Origin of the sequence: Actinokineospora terrae (assembly GCF_900111175.1) — a bacterium.
GTDB classification, from domain to species: domain Bacteria; phylum Actinomycetota; class Actinomycetes; order Mycobacteriales; family Pseudonocardiaceae; genus Actinokineospora; species Actinokineospora terrae.
Window position 1 is genome coordinate 176,384 of the sequence record NZ_FOGI01000003.1, and the last position, 20,312, is coordinate 196,695.

Consider the following 20,312-nt stretch of genomic DNA (forward strand, 5'->3'; position numbering starts at 1 on the left):
AACATAAAGCCGCCCCACCCCGTCACCCCCACCCCAAAGCCACCCACGCCCACCCAAATAACCCACACACACCACAACCCACAAACACGCGCCACAAACCACCCACAAGAGCCACAACTTTGGGGGTCCGGGGGCAACGCCCCCCGGGCGGGCCTGGGGTCGCACCCCAGATAAAACAAACGAACGACCCAGTTCGCGCATTCCGCGAACACAGGTCGTCCAGAGTGAGTGCCCCCGGCAGGATTCGAACCTGCGCTCCCGCCTCCGGAGGGCGGTGCTCTATCCCCTGAGCTACGGGGGCGGCTTGTCGGCTGTGCGACGGGGGAAAGAGTAGCGCATACGGGGGTGCGGGGGTGTGGCGGGGGGTGGGTCACGGTCGGGCTTCGGCGGCGAAGTGGTCTGGACCTTTGCGGGAATCAGCACTAGCCTCTTGGCGATTGCTCAGGGTGTTCGTGTGGGTTGGCGGGGCGTCTGGACGGGTTCGGGCGCGACGGCTGGGAGGGTGTTGTGGCCGAGGTCCGGTACGAGGGCGCGTCGAGGGTGTACCCGGGGTCGCCGCCGGTGCGGGCGGTGGACGGGTTGGACCTGTCTATCGAGGACGGGGAGTTCCTGGTCCTGGTGGGGCCGTCCGGGTCGGGTAAGTCGACCGCGTTGCGGATGCTCGCCGGACTGGAGGACGTGGACGAGGGCGCGATCCGCATCGGTGACCGCGACGTCACCGCGGTGCCGCCGAAGGGCCGCGACATCGCCATGGTGTTCCAGTCCTACGCGCTCTACCCGCACATGACCGTCGCGCAGAACATGGGCTTCGCGCTCAAGCTGCAGGGGCTGTCCAAGCAGGTCATCAGCGAGAAGGTGACCGAGGCGGCCAAGCTGCTCGACCTGGAGAAGTACCTGGCCCGCAAGCCCAAGGCGCTCTCCGGCGGCCAGCGCCAGCGCGTCGCCATGGGCCGGGCCATCGTGCGCGACCCCGCCGTCTTCCTGATGGACGAGCCGCTGTCCAACCTCGACGCCAAGCTGCGCGTCGAGACCCGCGCGAACATCGCCGCGCTCCAGCGCCGCCTGGGCACCACCACCATCTACGTGACGCACGACCAGGTCGAGGCCATGACCATGGGTCACCGGGTCGCGGTGCTCAAGGACGGCCTGCTCCAGCAGTGCGACACCCCGCGGGCGCTCTACGACAACCCGGCCAACGCCTTCGTCGCCGGGTTCATCGGCTCACCGTCGATGAACCTGCGGACCAGCACGGTCGGCAGCGGCACGCTCGCCCTCGGTGAGCTGAACGTCCCGCTGACCCGCGACACCGTGGCCGCGATCGCCAAGGAGAACCTGGGCACGGTCACCGTCGGCATCCGGCCCGAGTCGCTCGGCCTGGTGCCCGCGGGCTCGCCCAACGCGTTCGACCTGGTGGTCGAGCTGGTCGAGGAGCTCGGCGCGGACGCCCTGGTGCACGGCTCGGTCGCCAACGACCCCACCGGCCCGCGGCTGGTGCTGCGCGTCGACGGTCGGACCCCGCCCGGCCTCGGGCAGACCGTGCGGGTCGTGCTCCGCGACCCCAGCGAGATCCACCTGTTCCACCCGGAGTCCGGCGACCGGCTGATCTAGCCCGCCGCGCAGTCACCCTCCGGCGCGGTTGTCGCAGCCGCGCCGGAGGTGTTTTCCCCCTCCGCGCACACCTCGCGGCCCGGCCGGTTCGGGTGCGGCCGGTGCGGACGCGCGGGCCGGATCGCGGGTGCCGCTCCTGCCGTCATCGCAGGCGCGGCTTCTGTCGTCTCAGTGGGCGCTACCGCGTCGGACGGGTCCGGTGGCTCTGACGGCTCCGTAGACGGCGGCTCGCTCGGTACTGACGTCTCCGTTGGGGCTGGCGTCTCCGAGGGCGGCTGCGACGTCGTAGGCGCTGGTTCCGGCGACGGTGACGGCGGCTGCTCCGGTACCGCGACCACAGGCGCCTCCTCCACCGGCGGCGCGGGCGGGATAGGCGTAACGCCACCCGAGTAGGCCGTCAGCCAGGTAGTCACCGCGACCACGTAGTCGCCGGAGTGGTTGTAGCGGAAGATCGCCGCGCCCAGGTCGTCGACGTTGTTCAGGTCCATGCCGCCCGAGCACAGGTAGCGCCCTGCGGCCACGGCAGCGTCATAGATGTTGTGCGGGCTACGGACGCCGTCGCCGTTGCCGTCCGCCGCGTACTTCCGCCAGGTCGACGGGATGAACTGCATCGGGCCGACCGCACGGTCCCAGGTGGTGTCACCGTCCAGCTCGCCGCCGTCGGTGTCGGGGATCGCGGCGATGCCGGGACTGCCGGAGAGCACCGGACCCAGGATGCGCGGCGCCGTGTCGCCGTTGTCGTCGGCGCGCCCACCGGCCGCGTGCCCCGACTCGACCCGCCCGATCGCCGCCAGGTGGTACCACTTCAGCCCGCACGCGCGCGGGGCCAGCCGCTCGGCCTTGCGGTAGGCGTCGAGCATGTTGCTCGGCACCCCGGTCGAGGTGACCGGCGACTGGGCCTCGACGCGTTCGACGGGCATCGGCGCCGGGAGTTGGGTGACCGGGCCGACCGCGGGGAACCCGGCCAGCAGCTGCGGCGTCGAGGACCCCGCCTGCTCCGCCGCCGCCGGTGCCGGATCGCGCGCCGGCGTTATCGCGATGGGGGCCGCGTTCGCCGGGGGTTGGGCGGGTCCTGAGGCTTGGGCCGCGGCCGTGGCCAGCGACAACAGGACGAGGGCGAGGGCGGTGACCGGGCGCGCGCCCCCCGGCTGCGATGGGGTAACCACGCCTTCCCGTTTACCAGAGCGCTGACAGCACCTCGGGGAGTCCGCGACCATGATCCCTCGTTCGAGTGGCTAACGGCGCCGATCGGGTCACAGTGTGTTGTATGTATGCGCATGTGACTATATGTTGGACGGCGACGGGGAGAGGGGTGCGTGGTGGGACACGGACATGGGCACGGCCTGCCCGCGGGCAGCGCCTCGGGGCGGCTGGCAGGCAGGCTCTGGGCCGCCTTCGGCATCGCCGCCGCGATCATGGTCGTCGAGTTCGCCGTTGGCGTCGCCACCGGCTCGCTCGCGCTGATCTCCGACGCGGCGCACATGCTCACCGACGTGGTCGGCGTCGGCCTCGCGCTGGCCGCGATCGTGGCCGCCCGGCGCGCGGTGGCCAAGCCGAGCCGCACGTTCGGCCTGTACCGCGCCGAGGTCCTCGCCGCGCTCGCCAACGCCATCCTGCTCTTCGGCGTCGCGGGCTACGTCGTCTTCGAGGCCGTCGAGCGCTTCGGCGACCCCCCGACCGTCGCGGGCCTCCCGGTCCTGCTCGCCGCGGCCGCGGGCCTGGCCGCCAACGTCGTCTCCTTCCTCCTGCTCCGCGACGGCGCCGAGGAGAGCCTCAACGTCCGCGGCGCCTACCTGGAGGTCGTCGCCGACCTCATCGGCTCCGTCGGCGTCCTCATCAGCGCCCTCATCACCCTCACCACCGGCTGGCGCCTGGCCGACCCCATCATCGGCGTCGCCATCGGCCTCTGGGTCCTCCCCCGCACCTGGTCCCTCGCACGACGGGCGCTGCGCATCCTGTTCCAACACGCCCCGGAACGCGTCGACGTGGACGAGATGGCAACCCGACTCGGAGCCCTGACCGGCGTCGCGGAGGTCCACGACCTGCACGTGTGGACACTGACATCCGGCATGGAAGTCGCGTCGGCACACCTGACGATGACGGAGAACGCGGACCAAGGCGCCGTCCTGGCCGCCGCCCGCGAACTCCTCCAACACGAGTACGGCCTGGAACACGCCACCCTCCAAGTCGAACACCAGGACGCCGCCACCAAGTGCAGGCAACTCTCCTGGTAGCTGACTCGGCATCGCTGGGAATCAGGCGACGAGTTGGCTGACTAGCGCATTTCGAATGCTCCACGACACCGATTTCCCGGATTCAGTGCTCGCGATCTCGCGTGACATCCCGGCACCGTGAATCCACCTCGGCAAGTGCGGAGTGCTCAGTGACCTCGTACTCGGCGGAGGAGGGTGGCCAGGTCTTGGGCTGAGGTGTTGCCGTCCAAGAGGAGGTCCTGCGGGGTGAGAGTGGCGTCGGTGTCGGGGAGGTGCATTCGCGCGAGTGTCGGGTCGTTGAGGGCGTTGGACATGTCGCGGATCTTGGCGGCCAGGGAGTCGTGCACCAGCTGATCGACGGTGTTCTCGGCGAGCAGCACGGTGACGGTGGGCTTGCTGTCCGCGTCCATCCCCAGTCGGTGGGTGCGGTCGAGGCTCTGCAAGTAGAGGCCCGCGTTGAAGGTGCGGTCGAGGTGGACTTGATCGACGCAGGCGGTGTGCAGGCTGACCCCCTCGCCGAGCGTTTGCGGCGTGGCGATCAAGACGGTGCAGCGATCGTCGTGGCGAAAGCGCTCCAGTTCCCTGGCGCGGTCCGTGGGAAGCCTGGGATCGGCGATGCCTACTGCGCCGGTAACCACTGCGGGGTGGTGCGCGGCCAGAAGGTCAGCCATTGCGGCGATGTTGGCAACGAAAACCGACCAAACCAGGGTCTTACGGCCAGCAGCGGCGTTGGCATCAACTATCTGCGCGGCCCGTATGAGTTTGGCGGGTCGGACCGTGGCCGCGGTGTTGCGAACCAGGTCCTCCAACGGCAACGACCGGTCAACGAGAGTCGGCAGGCGTAACGGGGTACCGACGTCGAGTACCGCGGCGGGGTTCGTGGCGGCAGCGATCAGCCGCAACAGCACCGACCCCAAAGCCTCGACGTCGGCAACGAGCGCGGGATCCGCCAGAGTGTCGGTGGCGCTACCCGCGAGAGCGTCATACACGCGCCTGTGGTCGGGTTCCAACGGCACCCGTTCGATCGTGGTGTGCAGTCGCGGCAGGTCGAGTTGCTTCTTGGTCGTACGAACGTAGAGGCGGTTACGCACCCCTTGCAGCGAGCCCGAGGCGAGGTCGTGGCCGTAGCCGGGCCAGCAGAGGTCGAACTGGGCGGCGAGGTCAGCGGCGGTGTTGGGCATCGGCGTGCCGCTCAAGACGTATCGGCGCTCGCTGCGCGTGGCCAGTCGGACCGCGGCCCTGCCCCATGTCCCGGCCGGGCCTGCCTTGACGCGGTGGCTCTCGTCGAACACGACCATGACCCGGCGCGCGGAGGCCCAGCCGTCGACCTCGGCCAGCACGTGCGGTTGGGTCAGTCGCGAGTAGCCGAGCACAACGACGTCCGCGCCTGCCGGGATCGGTTCCGGCATGAGGTGCACGAGCGGCGCGGCCGCCTCGGTGAAGCAGGCGGCAGGCTCGTCGCGCCACGCTTCGAACGCCGACAGCGGTGCCAGCACCAGCAGACCGTCGATCGCGTCCACCGCACGCTCGGCCGCCCACACGCAATAAGCGACAGTGGTCTTGCCGCTGCCGGGTACGCCGAAGTTGCCCCCGTGGCGCATGGCCATCAGCCGGATCACGTCGCCGCGTTGCGCCGGGGTCAGCACGCGCCGAAAGCCGAACTCGGCGGGTTCGGGCACGGTATCCGGCCAGTCGGGATCGCGGGCCGGGGCAACGGCGAGTACCTCGCGGAACTCGGCCGCGACCGCCCGCTGCCTGGCCAGCACTGCCTCCGCCCCGGCGCTGAGCCGCCACTGGAACCGGTCCGCCGGTGCGGTGACAAGGCAGCCCGCGAAGCGGGGACTGTCCCAAGCCTGCACCCGGACGACCTCATCGGCGGTGTCGAACCCAAGTCCGCCGAACCACTCGACGACCTCTGCCCAGTGCCGCTCGTCGACCTCGTCGAGCAATCGGGCGACGAGGACCGTGTCCTCGACCCGCACCGATACCAGCGGCCTCACTCCGGGTCACCCACCGACGTCGTCCTGCGCCGCGCGATCCGCCAGAACGCGCTCGCGTCGGCGAGGAACTCGGCCAGTTCGTTGACCTTGAGTTTCAGCGGGTCGACAACCTCGACGGGCAGTCCTTCCAGCTCCAACGCGGGCCCGACCACGCGGTCGTCGAACTCGTGCCCGCGCATCTGGGCGACGTGCTCGGTGAGTCCCTCCACCAGCTCCTCCAGTTGATCGCTCATCATCAGCCAGACGACGCGCGGATCGAGCCCGGTGTCCTCGTGGGGCACGAACCTGACGTCCTTGGCCGATTGCCCCAGCTCGGGGAGGAACTCGGTGCGCAGCCGGGTCTCGGTCAGCGCACCGTCGGCGTCGGCGGGCACCCGGGGCACGGGCAGCGTGGTCGCGCGCACGATCTCCGCGAGTTGACGCAACCCTTCATCGCTCGACATCATGTGCCGCAACAACACTGCGGGTTCGTGCCTGCCGATGGTGCTCGCTCGACCACCACGACCGCCGCGGCCGGTACGGGTCAGGTGCTCGTCCAGCTCCAGCAGCCGCGGGTTGGTGACCAGCGCGAGCCCGCCCAGGAAACCCAGGGCCCGCTGGTGCGGCCCGAAAGGACCTACTTCCGCGCGATCGGCGGGTTTCTGGACGTAGCGCTGGACCATGTCGCCGATGGCCCCGGCGAGCAGGTCTTCGGGAGAACCCCCGATCAGGTGCGCCCAGGTCATGGCGCCGGGGTGCAGGTCGAGCCGGTAGAAGACCTTGTCCTTGCACATGCTCGTGATCGTCGAGGAGATGGAGTTGCCGTCAGCGTCGGCGTGCAGACCGAGCAGCAACCGTGCTTGGGCTCCGACGATCTGGCCGCGCTCGTGGGAGTGCCTGCGCTCCTGGTTCTCGGCGAGCACCTGGTTGGTGATGTCGACCGTGTCCCCCGTGCACGCCAGGGTGGCGAGGTGTGCGATCGCGGCGAGCCTGTTGCGATACGGGCGTTCCGGGCTGACTGGGGTGATATCGGCGAAGTCCACCGCGCGCGGGTTGAGCAGTGCCGCTCGTTCAACCTCGTCAACGATCCCGCGGCTCGCGAACTCCTCGATGAGATCGATCGCGTAGAGCGTCCAGACGTCGTTCGCCGCCCACTGCTTGGCCGCTGCCCTGGGCATGTGCCGCTGGCGCACCGCGTCGTTGACGACCTGCCAGGCCGGGTGCGGGAAGGTGGCCCCGCCGAAGGCCTCGACATCGAGGACGACGAAAGCGAAGTAGGTGCGGACCCGGTGCGCCGCGCGGATGGCGGGTGAGCGCACCGCGATGGTCTGCCGCCACTGGTCCTGGCGTTCCTGATCGCGTGCGGTGTGACCGGAGGCCATCGGGAACAGGCCGGTGAGGGAGCTCTCCTCGAAGGTCAGCAGACGCCTGGCGAGCAGGACGTCGGTGGCGGTCATGTCGCGGATCTCCAGGTTCCCCTTGCCGTCGGACCAGTGCCGCATGGCGAACCGCGCGTCGCGGCCGGTCAGGGAGTGCAAGATCATCTGACTCGCCGTGGTCCGGCGCGCCCCATCCACCGCCTTGAGCAACCAGCCCGACCCGCTCTCACCCGCGTCCAGGTGGAACGGGACCACCAGCGGGGGTTCCTTGACCCCCTTGAGGATCAGGTCATCGATGAACTCGCGGTCGTCGCTCCCCTTGTACTTGTAGAGGTCCAGGCTCAGCAGCCGTCTGGCCTCGTCGGCCTGGTGGCGCACCTGATCGGCGGAGTCGACCAGCAGCCTGGGCAGCCGCAAGGCCTCGGCGTCGACCGCCCGGACCACGGGCGCGTGCTCCTCACCCGCCATGGCCGCCTGGGTCTGGGCCAGGATCCGCCCGTTGATCATCGACGGCTCGACCACGGGGCTGTGCAAGCGCAGGAGTGCCCCGTACATCGTCCCCGACCCGGTGCGGCTGATCTGGGTCTGGGCCAACTGCCGGATGTTGTGCTCGTCGTCGGCGGAGGCGGCCTCCAGTGCCCGGATGACGCCCAGCGGAACCTGTTCGGGGGATACCGCGCGGAGCTTCGCGATCGTCGCGCGCAGCCGTGCACCGAACCGGCTCAACGGCGCGCCATCGGCCTCTAACACGGCATTGCGCTCGGCGTTGAGTTCGACGTCGGGGCTCAGGACGGTGAACTGGTCGAGGGGGACCTCGCCCACGATCGGGGCTCCGCCTGCCGCCTCGGACTCGAGGAGTGGCCGGAAGCGGTGCGCGTGCACCTTGCCGGACTGGGTTCTGGTTACCACGGGGCACCTTCGCGAATAGGTGCTCGACCTGTGGAATGGACCACCGCAGCCACTGGGGCGACGGGGAACCACGGATGCGCGACAACAGCGCAACAGTGGTCGACTGGTCGGTTCCGGTACCAGGAAACGTCACACACCTGCTCGAATGGCAGGTGCGCGATCGCGTCGTGGAAGCGGTCAGAGCAGTGAGGAGGAGAAAGTCACGGAGAGCGCCTCGCCGCACCAGCACGATCGTGGTGGTCAGGGTTGACACTTCGCCAGCCGCGGAAGCACGGCCCGACCAGTGAAGCACAGCCGGAAACTCGCCTGACGCCAGGGGATACGCCCACCGGGAATTCTCGCAGAAACACGACGCGACACCCCGCCGGTCGGTCGAAGAACATCAGACGACTGCTTCCGGCGGGTTCTGGCAATAGGCCAAAGGGGCAATTCCGGGTGCACCAACGGGTGGGGCTGGTTGCTGGCTTCCGTGGGGTGAGCGGGCGGTCGTACCCTCGAGGCGGGCCAGGGGATGGGTGGTGGCGGGATGGACCGGGTGCGGGTTGGGGTTGTGGGTGGGGGGTCGGTCAAGGGGGGTGGGCGGAAGGAGGGGCGATTACCCCGGTTGGTGCCTGGGGAGGCGCTGGGGTTGCAGGGGTTGGTGGGGAATGCGGCGGTTTCGCGGATGGTGGTGCAGCGGAGTGGGGAGAAGAAGCCGCTGGCTGAGGTGTTGGTGGGGACGGATGCGAGCTTGTTGCGCGAGCACCGGCCGTTCGCGGGGATTTCGCTTGAGCAGGGGCGCAAGATTTGCCGGTTGGTGTTGGACCACAGCTTTCTCTGGGTGGGGCGGGAAGAGGAGATCACGCTCGAATCGGCGTGGCGGGCTTTGGGTTCGTATCGGGATGCGTTGACGGAGCAGGATTGGGTGTTGTGGAAGGAATGTGCGGACCACGGCGCGGAGGTCAAGTACATCCCGTGGATGAACGACCTGCGTAGCGGGTTCGGGGACCGGGTGCGGGAGCGGGCGGCGGGCAACGTCGAGGCGAACACGCGGGCCATCGAGGCTGAGGCGAAGCGGCTGGGGATCGGGCTCAACGGGGAGCCGGTGGCGGGCAACGACGCCGCCATCGAGGAGCAGAAGCGGTTGGCGCGGCAGATCAAGGACGCGCAGACGCGGCTCGCGGAGCTGCGCAGGCTGAACGTCGGGTATGGACCGCCGCAGGCGGGAGCGCAGCGAGACGGGGATTCCTCCCCGATCGGCGGATCACCCGTTCCGGTGCCGAAGCCGCTGGTGACGTTCGACCCCCAGAACCCGCCCACGACGCGGTCCGTGCCGGATCCGGATCCCGCGCTGGGGATCGCCAACTACGAGACAGTGCTAGCGGTACACACCGAGCTAACCCAGACCAGTGCGCGCATTCTCAACAAGAACCCCGCGTTGTACGCCCTAGCAGCGCGCGGCGGCACCGACCCGTTGCTGCAACAGGACACCAACGCCGCGCGCAACGCTCTTACCGCCGCACTGAAGGACGTCCTAAGCAACGCCGCGAAGACCAAGAGTGACATCCAGTCCCGCGCGCTCGACTTCGCCGACATGACTCCCGTGCACCGGCAGGTCCTAGCGGCAGACCCGGCCTACCAACAGCTCTTCTCCCAGAAGCTCGCCGCCGATTCGGTCCAAGAGCACGCCGAGGACGCGGCGGCGGGCAGCAAGCTGGTCGGGCTGGTGACGTTGGCGCTGATCGTCGCGGTCGAGGTCGGGACGGCGGGGGCGGCGACGCCGATCGTGGCGGTGATCAGCCTGGCGTCGTCGGCCGGGACGGCGGCGGCGAGTTGGAACGAGTGGGCGAAGCTGGAGACGGCGGCGAAGTCCACCGTCAGCGACCAGAACTCGATCGTCACCCAGGAGCAGGCGGACGACGCGATGCTCGGCGCGCTGGTGGCGACCGCGGCCGCGCTGCTGGACGTGTACGGGCTGGGCAAGGCGATGCGGGCCTCGACGCAGGCGGTCAAGGCGCTGGAGTCGCGGGTCGCGGACGCGGTGGCGCTCAAGGGGATCGCGCGCGGTGCCACGGTCGGCGCGAAGGAGGCCATCGAGCGGTCGGTCACCTCGCTGGGGCCCGCCGCGACGGTGCGCAACGTGGGCAGTTGGCAGAAGATCGTCGCCGCGGTCGGCCCCGAGTCCGCGGCCATGGGCAAGCTGGTCGCCTGGCGCGACGGCGTGTTCCGGTCGGCGGAGGAGATCGCGATGAAGGCGACCGGGGCGAGCCGCGAGGACCTGGCCAGGGCGGCCCTGGCGACGGCGAGCGGCATCGAGCAGGTCGCCGCGGGCGAGGCGCTGGACGCGGTCATCGAGATCATCGGCGGGGAGGACGCAGGCAAGGACGGACATGTCGGGGTGGGCGGCAAGGAGGCGCAGCTGTCCATCGAGTCCGTCGCGGCCAGGGTGCCGAAGGTCGCGGCGCGGAGCGTGCAGCGCGCCGTCGAGGTGGTGAACGTGCCGATGTCGGAGCTGAAGCTGGCGACCATGTCCTCGGCCGAGTTCGAGCACATCATCCGCTACGGGGTGGCCTCCGGGTACTTCGCCGCGTACGGGCTGCCCAGGATGACCGTGATCGACGCCAAGCTGCACGGCGGCGGTCACGGGTACGACGGCCTCGGGGTGTCCAAGCAGGGCGATCTCATCAAGCTCTACAACCTGGAGTGCAAGCACGTCGCGGGCGACTCCAGCCACGTGCCGTCGCTGGGTGCCACCGCGTTCGGCACCCAGGGCGGCCTGCGGTGGAGCGACGCCAAGGCCGCGACGCTGCTCTCCGCGGACAACCCGTTCGCCGAGGACACCTACGACGCGCTGCAGAAGGCCGTCAAACGCAGGCTCGGCCCCGGGATCCCGTTCTCCGACCACGCGCTCCAGGAGTCGCTCGGCGGGGCGCTGCGCCAGGCGGAGTTCCACCTCTTCCTCCCGGCGTGGGCCCAGACCGAGCACATCGTGGCCCAGATGCGCGGCCTGGCGCGGTCCGGCGTGAAGGTCGGCACCCTGTTCCGGATCGCGCCGCGCAAGCGGTGAGCTAGGGGCGGCGCAGCAGGTCGCCGAGGCCGTGTTCGAGCAGGTGGTAGGCCTGTTCGGTGGCCGCGACCGCGTCGGCGTGGATCGAGTCCAGCGGCTCGCCCGCCATGACGCGGCGGGTGTTCTCGGCGACGAGGACCTGGTGCGTGCCGTGGACCTGGGCGGCGACCAGGCGGGCGACCAGGTCCGGCGTGCCCTCGTCGACCAGGGCCTCGACCAGCAGGCGCAGGCTCTCCTCCTGGTACTGGGCGACCCGTTCGGCCAGGGCAGGGGTGACGTCGATCAGCCGGTTGAGCCGGAGCACGTCGGGGTCGTCGCTGAGGCCGGTGACCGGGCGGCGCTCGGCCAGGCCTGCGAGCAGGTGGTCGCGGAGCGCGCCGTGCGGGGTCTGGCCCGGCGGGCGCGCGCGGACGACGGTGGCGGGTTCGTCGACGTGCGGGCGGCGGGCGACCTCGAGCACCAGGTCAGCCTTGAGAGCGAAGTAGTTGAACAGGGTCTTCTTGGAGACGTTGGCCGCCTCGGCGATGGCGGCGCACGAGGCGTGCTCGAAGCCGTGCTCCTCGAACAGGGTCAGCGCGGCGGCCGAGAGCTGGCGCCGCGTCGTGTCCTTCTTCCGCTCGCGCAGGCCCGGCTGATCATCCACGCGGCCAGCCTACACCAGGCCTATTTCTCATCTCGATAAATAAATACACCCGGTGCAAAATTCTGCTAGCGTCGGGTCGGTGATGATCTCCCGGCTCCGGCGGTGGACCCGCCCGTACGCCAGGACGGCGGCCCTGGTGGTGGTGTTGCAGCTGGTCCAGGCCCTCGGGTCGCTGCTGCTGCCGACGCTCAACGCCGACGTGATCGACAACGGCGTGCTCGCGCGGGACACCGACCACATCCTCGGTCGGGGCGCGCTGATGCTCGGGGCGGTGCTGGTCCAGGCGGGGTGCGCGGCGGGGGCGGTGTACCTGGGCGCCAGGGTGGGGATGGGCGTGGGCGCCGACCTGCGGGCGGCCGTGTTCGCGAGCGTGCAGCGGTTCTCGGCGCGGGAGTTCGGCCGGTTCGGGACGCCGACGCTGATCACCCGGACCACCAACGACGTCCAGCAGCTGCAGGTGCTGGTCTTCACCACGCTGTCGGCCCTGCTCAGCGCGCCGTTGCTGGCGGTGGGCGGGGTCGTGCTCGCGATGGGGTTGGACGTGCCGCTGTCCGGGGTGCTGCTCGTGGCCATCCCGGTGGCGGCCGCGGTGATCGGGGTGATCACCCGGCTGATGACGCGGCCGTCGCGGCTCACGCAGGTCCGCACGGACGCGGTGAACCGGGTGCTGCGCGAGCAGATCACCGGCGTGCGGGTCATCCGGGCGTTCGGGCGCGACGCGCACGAGCGGCGCCGCTTCGCCGCGGCCAACGGCGACCTGATGGCGGTGGCGCTGCGGCTGGGGCGGTTGCAGGCGTTCTCCGGCGGGTCCGCGCTGCTGGTGATCAACCTGGCGGCGATCTCGGTGGTGGCGCTGGGCGGGCCGCGGGTGCTCGGCGGGGACCTGCGGCTGGGGGCGCTGGTCGCGTTCCTCGGCTACCTCACGCAGATCCTGATGGCGGTCATGGTCGCGATGGCGGTGTTCGAGATGGTGCCGCGGGCGCGGGTCAGCGCGGATCGGATCACCGAGGTGCTGACGACCGAACCCGGTGTGCCCGAGCCGGTGGTCGGGGCGCCGCTGCCTGCCGGGCCGGTGGGGTTGGACGTCCGAGGGGTCACTTTCGGTTATCCGGGTGCGGAGAAGTCGACCGTGCTGGAGGTCGATCTCATGGCCCGACCTGGGCAGACGACGGCGATCGTCGGGGCGACCGGGGCGGGCAAGACCACGCTGGTGAACCTGATGGCGCGGCTCATCGACGTGGACAGCGGGCTGGTGTCCGTCAACGGGGTCGATGCCCGCGAGCTCGACAGACGGGCGTTGGCCGGCCTGGTTGGCGTTGTGCCGCAGCGTTCATACTTGTTCTCCGGGACTATCGCGACGAACCTGCGCTACGGGTCTCCTGACGCTACCGACGACGAGCTGTGGCACGCGTTAGAGGTCGCGCAAGCTCGGGACTTCGTTGCCGCTATGCCTGCGGGTCTGGACACTCCGGTGGCGCAGGGAGGTAGCACTGTCTCCGGTGGACAACGTCAACGGTTGGCGATAGCGCGGGCATTGGTTGCCAGACCCCGGATCTACCTGTTCGACGACTCGTTCTCAGCGCTAGATGCGTCGACCGAGGCTGCTTTACGCGCCGCGCTTGCCGACGAGATCGGGGACGCGGCCGTGGTGGTCGTCGCGCAACGGTTGTCCACGGTCCGTTCGGCTGACCGGATCGTGGTGCTCGACGAGGGCCGTGTCGAGGCCGTCGGCACGCACGCGGAACTGTCGCGGATCAGCCCGACCTACCGGGAGATCCTGCACTCCCAGGGGGAGCGATGAGCGAGTTCCGCCGCACCGTGTTCCGGCTGCTCGGTGCGATGGCCCCGGACCGCGGCCGCGCGATCGGGGTCGTGGTGACGGGGGCGGCCGGGCTGGGGCTGACGATCGCCGTTCCCGCGCTGCTCGGGGCGGCGACCGACGCGGCCATCGGTGGGGATTTCGCCGGTGTGGCAAGGGTCCTTGTCCTTGCTGGGCTGTTGTCGGCGGGGTCATGGGTGTGTCTGATCGCTCAGGGGCGGCTGATCGCCACGGTGGCGCAGCGGCTGGCGTACCGGTTGCGGGAGCGGGCCAGCGCGAAGCTGAGCCGGGTGCCGGTGGGCTACCTGGACACCCAACCGCGCGGTGACCTGCTGTCCAGGGCGACCAACGACATCGAGAACGTGGCGCAGACGGTGCAGCACATCACCTTCCGGGTGCTCGGGTCGCTGGTGAACGCCACCGGCGCGCTGGTCGTGATGCTGCTGATCTCGCCGCTGCTGACGGCGGTGCTGCTGGTGACGATGCCCGCGGCGGTACTGGTGACCAGGTCGATCGGCTGGCGCGCGCAGCCCGACTTCGACGCGCAGTGGGCCGCGACCGGGCAGCTCAGCGGGCACGTCGAGGAGATGTACACCGGGCACGAGGTGGTGACCGCCTTCGGCCGTCACGCGGAGTCGGCGCGGACCTTCGCCGAGCACAACGAGCACATGCGGGCGGCGAGTGTCCGGGCCGAGTTCACCTCCGGCCTGATCGCGCCCGCCGTGGCGTTCCTGGGGAACGTCAACTACCTGGTGGTCGCGGTCCTCGGGGCGGTGCGGGTCACCGCGGGCGCGCTGAGTGTCGGCGACGTCCAGGCCTTCATCCACTACGTCACACAGGTCAACCAGCCGGTGACCACGCTGGGCTTCCTCGCGGGCCGCATCCAGTCCGCGGTGGCGTCCGCGTCCCGCGTCTTCGCCCTCCTCGACGCCGACGACCAGGAACCGGACCCCGTCGAACCCCGCCGCCCGACCCGGGTCACCGGCGCGGTGGAGTTCCGGGACGTGGCGTTCGGCTACGACGAGCCGCTGTTCGACGGCCTGTCGCTGTCCGTCCAACCGGGACAGACGGTCGCGATCGTCGGGCCGACCGGGGCGGGCAAGTCGACCTTGGTGAACCTGCTGCTGCGCTTCTACGACCCCGCCGCGGGCACGATCCTGCTCGACGGGGTCGACACCCGCACGATGACGCGGGACGACCTGCGGGCCGCGATCACCGTGGTACCGCAGGACACCTGGCTGTTCCACGGCACCATCGCGGACAACATCGGCTACGGCGCCCCAGACGCGACCCCCACCGACATCACCACCGCCGCCCACACCGCCCACGTCGACCACCTCATCCGCACCCTCCCCCACGGCTACGACACCCAGATCGACGACCACAGCCTGTCCGCGGGCGAACGTCAACTGATCACCCTCGCCCGCGCCGCCCTGGCCCCGTCCCCCATCCTGGTACTCGACGAGGCGACGAGCTCGGTCGACACCCGAACCGAACTCGCGGCCCAACACGCGATGACCGCCCTGCGACACAACCGCACCAGCTTCGTCATAGCCCACCGCCTCTCCACCATCCGCTCCGCCGACCTCATCCTGGTCATGACCACCGGCGCCGTGGTGGAACAGGGCACCCACCACCAACTCCTCGCCGCCAACGGCCCGTACGCCCGCCTGTACGCCGCCCAGTTCTCGGTGGAGGAACCGGACTCCGCGGGGACCTAGCGCCTGCGCTCGTTGTAGTGCGCTCTCAGAGCTTGGCGGCAGATCTGCGGGGTGAGGACGGCGAAGGTGGTGCGGTGGCGCTGGTAGTCGGTGTGGGGAACTGGTAGTTGGCGGGGCAGCGCCAGGTCTTGAGGTCGGCGTTGGCGTGTTCGGCATGGACGTGGATCTCGTTGTATTCGTAGTTGACGTTCTTCTTCCAACGCATCAGGTCGCGGCGGGCGCGTTTGCGGATCGGGGTGAGGATCCCGTCCCGACGTAGGCCTTGCCGCCGAACTGCTGGGATACATCTAGACAACTCGGGCGATGTAAATCCTGCATGAGCCTTGTTGTTCACTGAGTTCGGTTCTGTCAGGGGAGCGAGCTTGTGTCGATAATGGGCGGCGGGGCGGTTGGAAGGTCTGCCGAATGAGTGTAAGGAGTGGTCTGCCATGGATTTTTCGGACAGTGGTTAGTGGGGTTTCAGGCTGCTGATGATGTTGCGTGGTATAGATTTTCGGCTTCGTTGGGGGTGATGTAGCCGAGGGTGGAGTGGAGTCGGGTGTGGTTGTAGAACAGCTCGATGTAGGTGGCGATTTCCTGGCGTGCTTGAGCGTGGGTGTGATAGGTGGTGCGGTGGACGAGTTCTTTTTTGAGTGTGGCGAAGAAGGATTCGGCGAGTGCGTTGTCCCAGCAGGCACCGGTGCGTCCGAGTGATGGTGTGATGCGGTGCGCGCGTAGGTGTTCGCGGAACTCGATGGAAGTGTACTGGGTGCCGCGGTCGGAATGGAAGATGGCGTCAGGGGCGAGTGTGGTGTGGGTGGCGGCCATGGTGATCGCGTCTCGGACAAGGCTGGTTTTGAGATGATCGGCGCAGGCCCAGCCGATGATTTTCCGGGTTGCGCAATCGATCACCGTGGCCAGGTGGAGCCACCCTTGGCCGGTGGGGATGTAGGTGATGTCGCCGACCAGTTTATGTCCGGGGCGGTCCGCGGTGAAATCGCGGCGGACGAGGTCCGGCGTGGTGTGGATGCCGGGTGCCGCGACGGTGGTGAGAGGCCGCCGCCGCCTGGTCGGAGCCAGGCCCAGGTCGCGCATCATCACTCGGACGAGTTCCGGCCCGCACCGCACGCCCCGGCGTGCCAACGCGGCGTGTACGCGACGATATCCGTAGGTGCGTCGGGAGTCGGTGAATATCGACGTGATCTGCGCCGCGAGTGATTGTCGACGCTCCGTGGTGAATGATGCCGGTCGTGCGCGCCAGTCATGAAAGCCGGATCGGGACACGCCCATCCACTCGCACATCGATGCCATCGGATATGAGCCTTTCTCGCCGTCGATGAACTCGTAGAGCTCGGTCACCGATAGTCGCGGGCGAAGAAGGCCGCGGCTTTTCCCAGGAACTCGTTCTTCATGCGAAGTTCGTGGTTCTCCCGTTCCAACTCCCGCAACCGAGCACGCTCGTCCACACTCAGTGGAACGACTGTCTTCGGGTTCTTCTTCCGGTGCGCCTCGACCCAGTTCCGCAGGGTCTGTTCAATCAGCCCCAACTGGCGCGCCGCTTCCGCGACCGACACGCCGGACTCGACCAATTTCACGGCCTCGTCCTTGAACTCCGGCGAGAAACGACGACGACGTTGACCCATGACATCTCCGATCATCCAGGACCCATTCTACTTGGGTCCGATGTCCGAGAAATCCATGGCACTCCAGGAGGTCCTCATGTGTCGTGGCCGTTCTTGCGTTTGTTGTTGCTGGCGGATGAAGGCGGGCGATTGGGTGTGGGAGGAGCCGCGGGCTCTGGGGGGCTAGAAGAGGGTAGGGCGTGGGGCACCTGGGTGGGGGCTCGCGGCTGGCGCGGTGGGATTGGGGCTTCTTGTGTCAGGTCAGTGAGTGCTCGCGGAGGGATAGGTGGGTGGGGAGGGTGGTGGCGGTGAGGGCTAGGGCGAGGCTGGTGGTGATGGCGGCTAGGGGGACTGGCCAGGGCACGGAGAGGGGTACTGGGGCGCCGAGGGTGTGGGAGAGGCCGGTGGTCATGCCGTACAGGGCTGTGAGGGCGATGGCGAATCCCAGGGCGGCGCCGATGGTGACCACCAGGATGGACTCGCCTGCTACGGCGAGGGTTACCTGGCGGCGGGTGGCGCCTGCGCGGCGGAGGGTGGTGAAGTCGGTGATCCTTCCGGCGGTGGACATCAGGAGGGTGTTGGCGATGGACAGGGCGGCGTAGCCGAGGGCCACGATCAGCAGGAGGGCGACGAAGATTCGGACCAGGCGGTCTTCCTCGGCGTCTGCGTTGGCCGCGTAGGTCGCCCGGTCGAGGACCTGTGCCCCCAGGGGCGCCGACGCGGGAACGGGGCCGCTGACGTGGACGGCGGAGGTCAACGCTGACGGCGCGTGCTCTCGAACCGTCTGACGGGGCAAGAGGATCGGAGTGGGCGAAGACGCGTCAGGGAGCAGAGCCACCACCCGTAGGTTGACCCGCTGACCGTCCTCAAAGGTCAGGCCAGTGGTGTCACCGGGCCGCACGCCGAGCCTGTGAGCAGCCGATTCGGTGAGGACAGCCGTGTCCGGGTCACTCAGGCCCGCGATCGATGCCGTGAGTCTGGTGTTGGTCTTGGCGAATTCCACGGGGTCGACGCCCGTCGCGGGATAGTGGGTGGAGTTGTCGCCATAGAGCTCGGTGGGCAGCAACGCGGCACCCGGTGTGGCAGCGACGGCTTCGGCGGAGAGACCTGGCGTGCCGTTCGGCAGGACGACGACCTCGGCCCGGGTCGCCAACTCCCGCGCGACCGCGTAACCCCCGGTGGACGTCTCGACCATCCCGGCGACCAGGACGGCGAGGCCGACCGTGAGCAGCACCGGCGCGGCGGTCGACGCCGTGCGGCGCACCGAGGTCAGCGCGCTCTCCCGCACCACCAGGCCGAGCGCTCCCCCGGCCAGCGGATAGGTCAGCACTCGGACGAGGGGTGGGATGACCACCGGGGCCAGCAGGGTGCCGCCCACGATCAAGGCCATCGCCGCGTACAGCGAGTTCGTCATCATGTCGTCCGGATCGCCCACCACGGAGAACACGACGAGCAGCAGGCCGAGCCCAGTGCACACTCCCCCGGTCCACCACCGGGCCCGCGTCATCGGCTTGGTCTCCACCGCTGCCTCGCGGAGTGCCTCAAGTGGACGGATCCGCGCCGCGCGGCGCCCCGCCGCCCAGACACCCGCCACCGCGACCAGCAGCCCGACCACGAAAGCGCTTGCGAGCGGAAGGAACCGCGTCTCGACCGTGAACGTCGGCGGCTCCAGTCCCGCGCTGACGAGCAGGTCGCCGAGGACGGGCGCCATGATCGCACCCAGGCCGACCCCCAGCGCTCCGCCGACAACGCCGATCACCACCGCCTCGCCGAGCAGCATCCGCCGGATCTGCCGGGGTGTCGCCCCGAGGGCCCTCAGCAGCCCGAGTTCCCGCCGCCGCTGGACGACCACGAAGGCGAAGGTGGACGCGACGACGAAGATCGAGACGAATCCCCCCAGGCTGCCGAGGCCGGTCAGGACCTGGTCGCCGATCCACCGCACCCGCTGGTCCGCCATTGGTTCCAACGCGACCCGGGCAGCGCCGGCCAGCACCTGCCCGTCCCCACCCAGGGCGGCCCGCATCCCCGCCTGGACCGCATCCTCATCCGCGCCCGGATCGAGGCGCAGACCGATCACGCGCACCCCCGGCGACACCCGACCGGCCTCGCCGTCGCTGAGGTAGACACCGGGGCCGTCCACCGTGCCCACCACGAGGTACCGGGCAGCGCCCGCCGCCGTGAGCACCGTGAGCGTCGTCCCAGGACCGACCCCGACCGTGCGCGACACCGCGATCTCGCCTGCCGCGGTCGGGGCGCTGCCGGACACCAGCCGGTACGGCGCCAGGTCCACACTGGACCACGGATGGCCTTGCTCGACACCGACGACCGGGACGCCGCCGAGGACGGGCTGCGCGTAGAAGGTGCGGTCGGGGATCGCCCGCGCCACCCCCGGTAACGCCTCGAACGAGCGAACCAGGTCTGCCGCCTTCGCTGCTGACCACGGCTTGGTGTCGGTGAACGCGCTGTCCTGCTGGTCCACCGGGCTGCTCTGGGCGACGACCGGTGAGCCGCGGTAGCGATCGGGAACCGCGGGTTGGGCGGACAGCAGGACGGACGCGGTCATGGACAGGATCGCGACGCCGAGGAAGACGGCGACGAAGGTGCCGACGAACGTGGTCCAGTGGCTCTTGAGGGACGCGACGCTCAGCACGACAGACCCCCGCGACTGGCCAGGGCAACCGACTCGGCGGTCAGCGGCGCGGTCAGCTCCTGGGTGATGCGACCGTCGACCATGACCAGCACCCGGTCGGCGTAGGCGGCGGCCACCGGGTCGTGGGTCACCATGACGACGGTCTGCCGGTGCCGGTCGACCACCGCGCGCAGCAGGGTGAGGACATCGCGGGAGGTCTTGGAGTCCAGGGCGCCGGTCGGCTCGTCGGCGAAGACCGCGGCGGGCCGGGTGACCAGTGCCCTGGCCAGGGCGACCCGCTGCTGCTCGCCACCGGACAGCTCGCTCGGCCGGTGCGCGCCCCTCGCCGCGAGGCCGACCTCGGCGAGCGCGCCGTCGACCGCACCCGGCTGGGGCCTGCGACCGGCCAGGCGCAGTGGCAGCGCGACGTTCTGCGCGGCGGTCAACGCGGAGACGAGGTTGTAGGACTGGAAGACGAAGCCGATCCGCTCGCGGCGCAGCTCGGTCAGCCGGGTCTCGTCGAGCTCGCCGAGATCGGTGTCGCCGAGCAGGACCTCGCCGCTGGTCGGGCGGTCCAGGCCCGCGGCGCAGTGCAGCAGTGTGGACTTGCCCGATCCGGACGGGCCCATCACCGCGGTGAACGAGCCGGCGCGGAACTCGGTCGTGATCTGGTTCAGCGCGGTGACCGAGCGGGCCGCGGAACCGTAGACCTTGCTGACCGATCGGAGCCGGAGGGTGTCTGGTGTTGGCATGCGACAAGGAAAA

The 20,312-nt window shown here is 69.7% G+C and carries 13 protein-coding genes and 1 tRNA gene; 5 read left to right on the forward strand and 9 right to left on the reverse strand.

The genetic code is table 11. The annotated features are described in order from the left end of the window. Positions 1 to 229 precede the first annotated feature (229 nt). Positions 230 to 301, reverse strand: a tRNA-Arg gene (locus BMY07_RS06885). 206 nt (positions 302 to 507) lie between these two features. Between BMY07_RS06885 and BMY07_RS06890 the strand changes: the two genes are divergently transcribed. Continuing rightward, positions 508 to 1,608, forward strand: a complete 1,101-nt coding sequence (locus BMY07_RS06890; protein WP_092775630.1) for an ABC transporter ATP-binding protein — start codon at positions 508 to 510, stop codon at positions 1,606 to 1,608. Here BMY07_RS06890 and BMY07_RS06895 read toward each other — a convergent pair. Continuing rightward, the gene (locus BMY07_RS06895) at positions 1,605 to 2,774 is read right to left on the reverse strand and encodes a lytic transglycosylase domain-containing protein (protein ID WP_245782249.1); all 1,170 of its coding nucleotides are present in this window, start codon (positions 2,772 to 2,774) and stop codon (positions 1,605 to 1,607) included. The two genes, BMY07_RS06890 and BMY07_RS06895, sit on opposite strands and share 4 nt — an antisense overlap. Before the next feature lie 153 nt (positions 2,775 to 2,927). Between BMY07_RS06895 and BMY07_RS06900 the strand changes: the two genes are divergently transcribed. After that, positions 2,928 to 3,842 (forward strand): cation diffusion facilitator family transporter, encoded by a 915-nt coding sequence (locus BMY07_RS06900; RefSeq protein WP_092775631.1) that lies wholly within the window; start codon positions 2,928 to 2,930, stop codon positions 3,840 to 3,842. A 146-nt stretch (positions 3,843 to 3,988) separates the two neighbouring features. Here the strand turns inward: BMY07_RS06900 and BMY07_RS06905 are convergent, their stop codons facing one another. Both BMY07_RS06905 and BMY07_RS06910 read right to left on the reverse strand, forming a co-directional pair. Beyond that, positions 3,989 to 5,821 carry an SNF2-related protein gene (locus tag BMY07_RS06905; RefSeq protein WP_092775632.1) on the reverse strand — a complete coding sequence of 611 codons (1,833 nt, stop codon included), beginning with the start codon at positions 5,819 to 5,821 and terminating at the stop codon, positions 3,989 to 3,991. Continuing rightward, on the reverse strand, positions 5,818 to 8,088 hold the full coding sequence (locus tag BMY07_RS06910) for a hypothetical protein (RefSeq protein WP_092775633.1): 2,271 nt from the start codon (positions 8,086 to 8,088) through the stop codon (positions 5,818 to 5,820). The genes BMY07_RS06905 and BMY07_RS06910 overlap by 4 nt, the downstream gene beginning before the upstream one ends. Before the next feature lie 886 nt (positions 8,089 to 8,974). Between BMY07_RS06910 and BMY07_RS06915 the strand changes: the two genes are divergently transcribed. Further along, on the forward strand, positions 8,975 to 11,134 hold the full coding sequence (locus tag BMY07_RS06915) for a hypothetical protein (protein WP_143073389.1): 2,160 nt from the start codon (positions 8,975 to 8,977) through the stop codon (positions 11,132 to 11,134). A gap of 1 nt (position 11,135) precedes the next feature. Here BMY07_RS06915 and BMY07_RS06920 read toward each other — a convergent pair whose 3' ends face one another. Further along, a complete protein-coding gene (locus BMY07_RS06920) occupies positions 11,136 to 11,777 on the reverse strand; it encodes a TetR/AcrR family transcriptional regulator (protein WP_092775635.1) in 642 nt (213 codons plus the stop codon). A 79-nt stretch (positions 11,778 to 11,856) separates the two neighbouring features. On the opposite strand from BMY07_RS06920, the gene BMY07_RS06925 reads away from it, so the two are divergent. Together BMY07_RS06925 and BMY07_RS06930 are read left to right on the forward strand one after the other, a co-directional pair. Beyond that, entirely contained in the window at positions 11,857 to 13,578 is a 1,722-nt protein-coding gene (locus BMY07_RS06925) for an ABC transporter ATP-binding protein (RefSeq protein ID WP_177215481.1), read from the forward strand. Next, positions 13,575 to 15,317: an ABC transporter ATP-binding protein gene (locus BMY07_RS06930; RefSeq protein ID WP_092775637.1), complete on the forward strand. Its 1,743-nt coding sequence runs from the start codon at positions 13,575 to 13,577 to the stop codon at positions 15,315 to 15,317. Before BMY07_RS06925 ends, BMY07_RS06930 begins: the two co-directional genes overlap by 4 nt. 25 nt (positions 15,318 to 15,342) lie before the next feature. Here BMY07_RS06930 and BMY07_RS33455 read toward each other — a convergent pair whose 3' ends face one another. The 4 genes from BMY07_RS33455 to BMY07_RS06945 all read right to left on the reverse strand — a co-directional run bounded on the left by BMY07_RS33455 (position 15,343) and on the right by BMY07_RS06945 (position 20,299). Then, positions 15,343 to 15,651 (reverse strand): hypothetical protein, encoded by a 309-nt coding sequence (locus BMY07_RS33455; protein ID WP_143073390.1) that lies wholly within the window; start codon positions 15,649 to 15,651, stop codon positions 15,343 to 15,345. Positions 15,652 to 15,776: 125 nt separating this feature from the next. Beyond that, a protein-coding gene (locus BMY07_RS06935) for an IS3 family transposase (RefSeq protein ID WP_092775638.1) occupies positions 15,777 to 16,939 on the reverse strand; the annotation gives its coding sequence in 2 pieces (ribosomal slippage) (positions 15,777 to 16,690 and positions 16,690 to 16,939; 1,164 coding nt in all). 235 nt (positions 16,940 to 17,174) lie between these two features. After that, positions 17,175 to 19,568 carry an FtsX-like permease family protein gene (locus BMY07_RS35845; protein ID WP_218150617.1) on the reverse strand — a complete coding sequence of 798 codons (2,394 nt, stop codon included), beginning with the start codon at positions 19,566 to 19,568 and terminating at the stop codon, positions 17,175 to 17,177. Further along, on the reverse strand, positions 19,562 to 20,299 hold the full coding sequence (locus BMY07_RS06945; RefSeq protein WP_092775639.1) for an ABC transporter ATP-binding protein: 738 nt from the start codon (positions 20,297 to 20,299) through the stop codon (positions 19,562 to 19,564). Before BMY07_RS06945 ends, BMY07_RS35845 begins: the two co-directional genes overlap by 7 nt. Positions 20,300 to 20,312 lie beyond the last annotated feature (13 nt).

Bases quoted from the DNA above. Each gene is read 5' to 3' on its own strand.
- BMY07_RS06945 (WP_092775639.1), bottom strand. From the start codon at position 20,299: ATGCCAACACCAGACACCCTCCGGCTCCGATCGGTCAGCAAGGTCTAC.
- BMY07_RS06930 (WP_092775637.1), top strand. From the start codon at position 13,575: ATGAGCGAGTTCCGCCGCACCGTGTTCCGGCTGCTCGGTGCGATGGCC.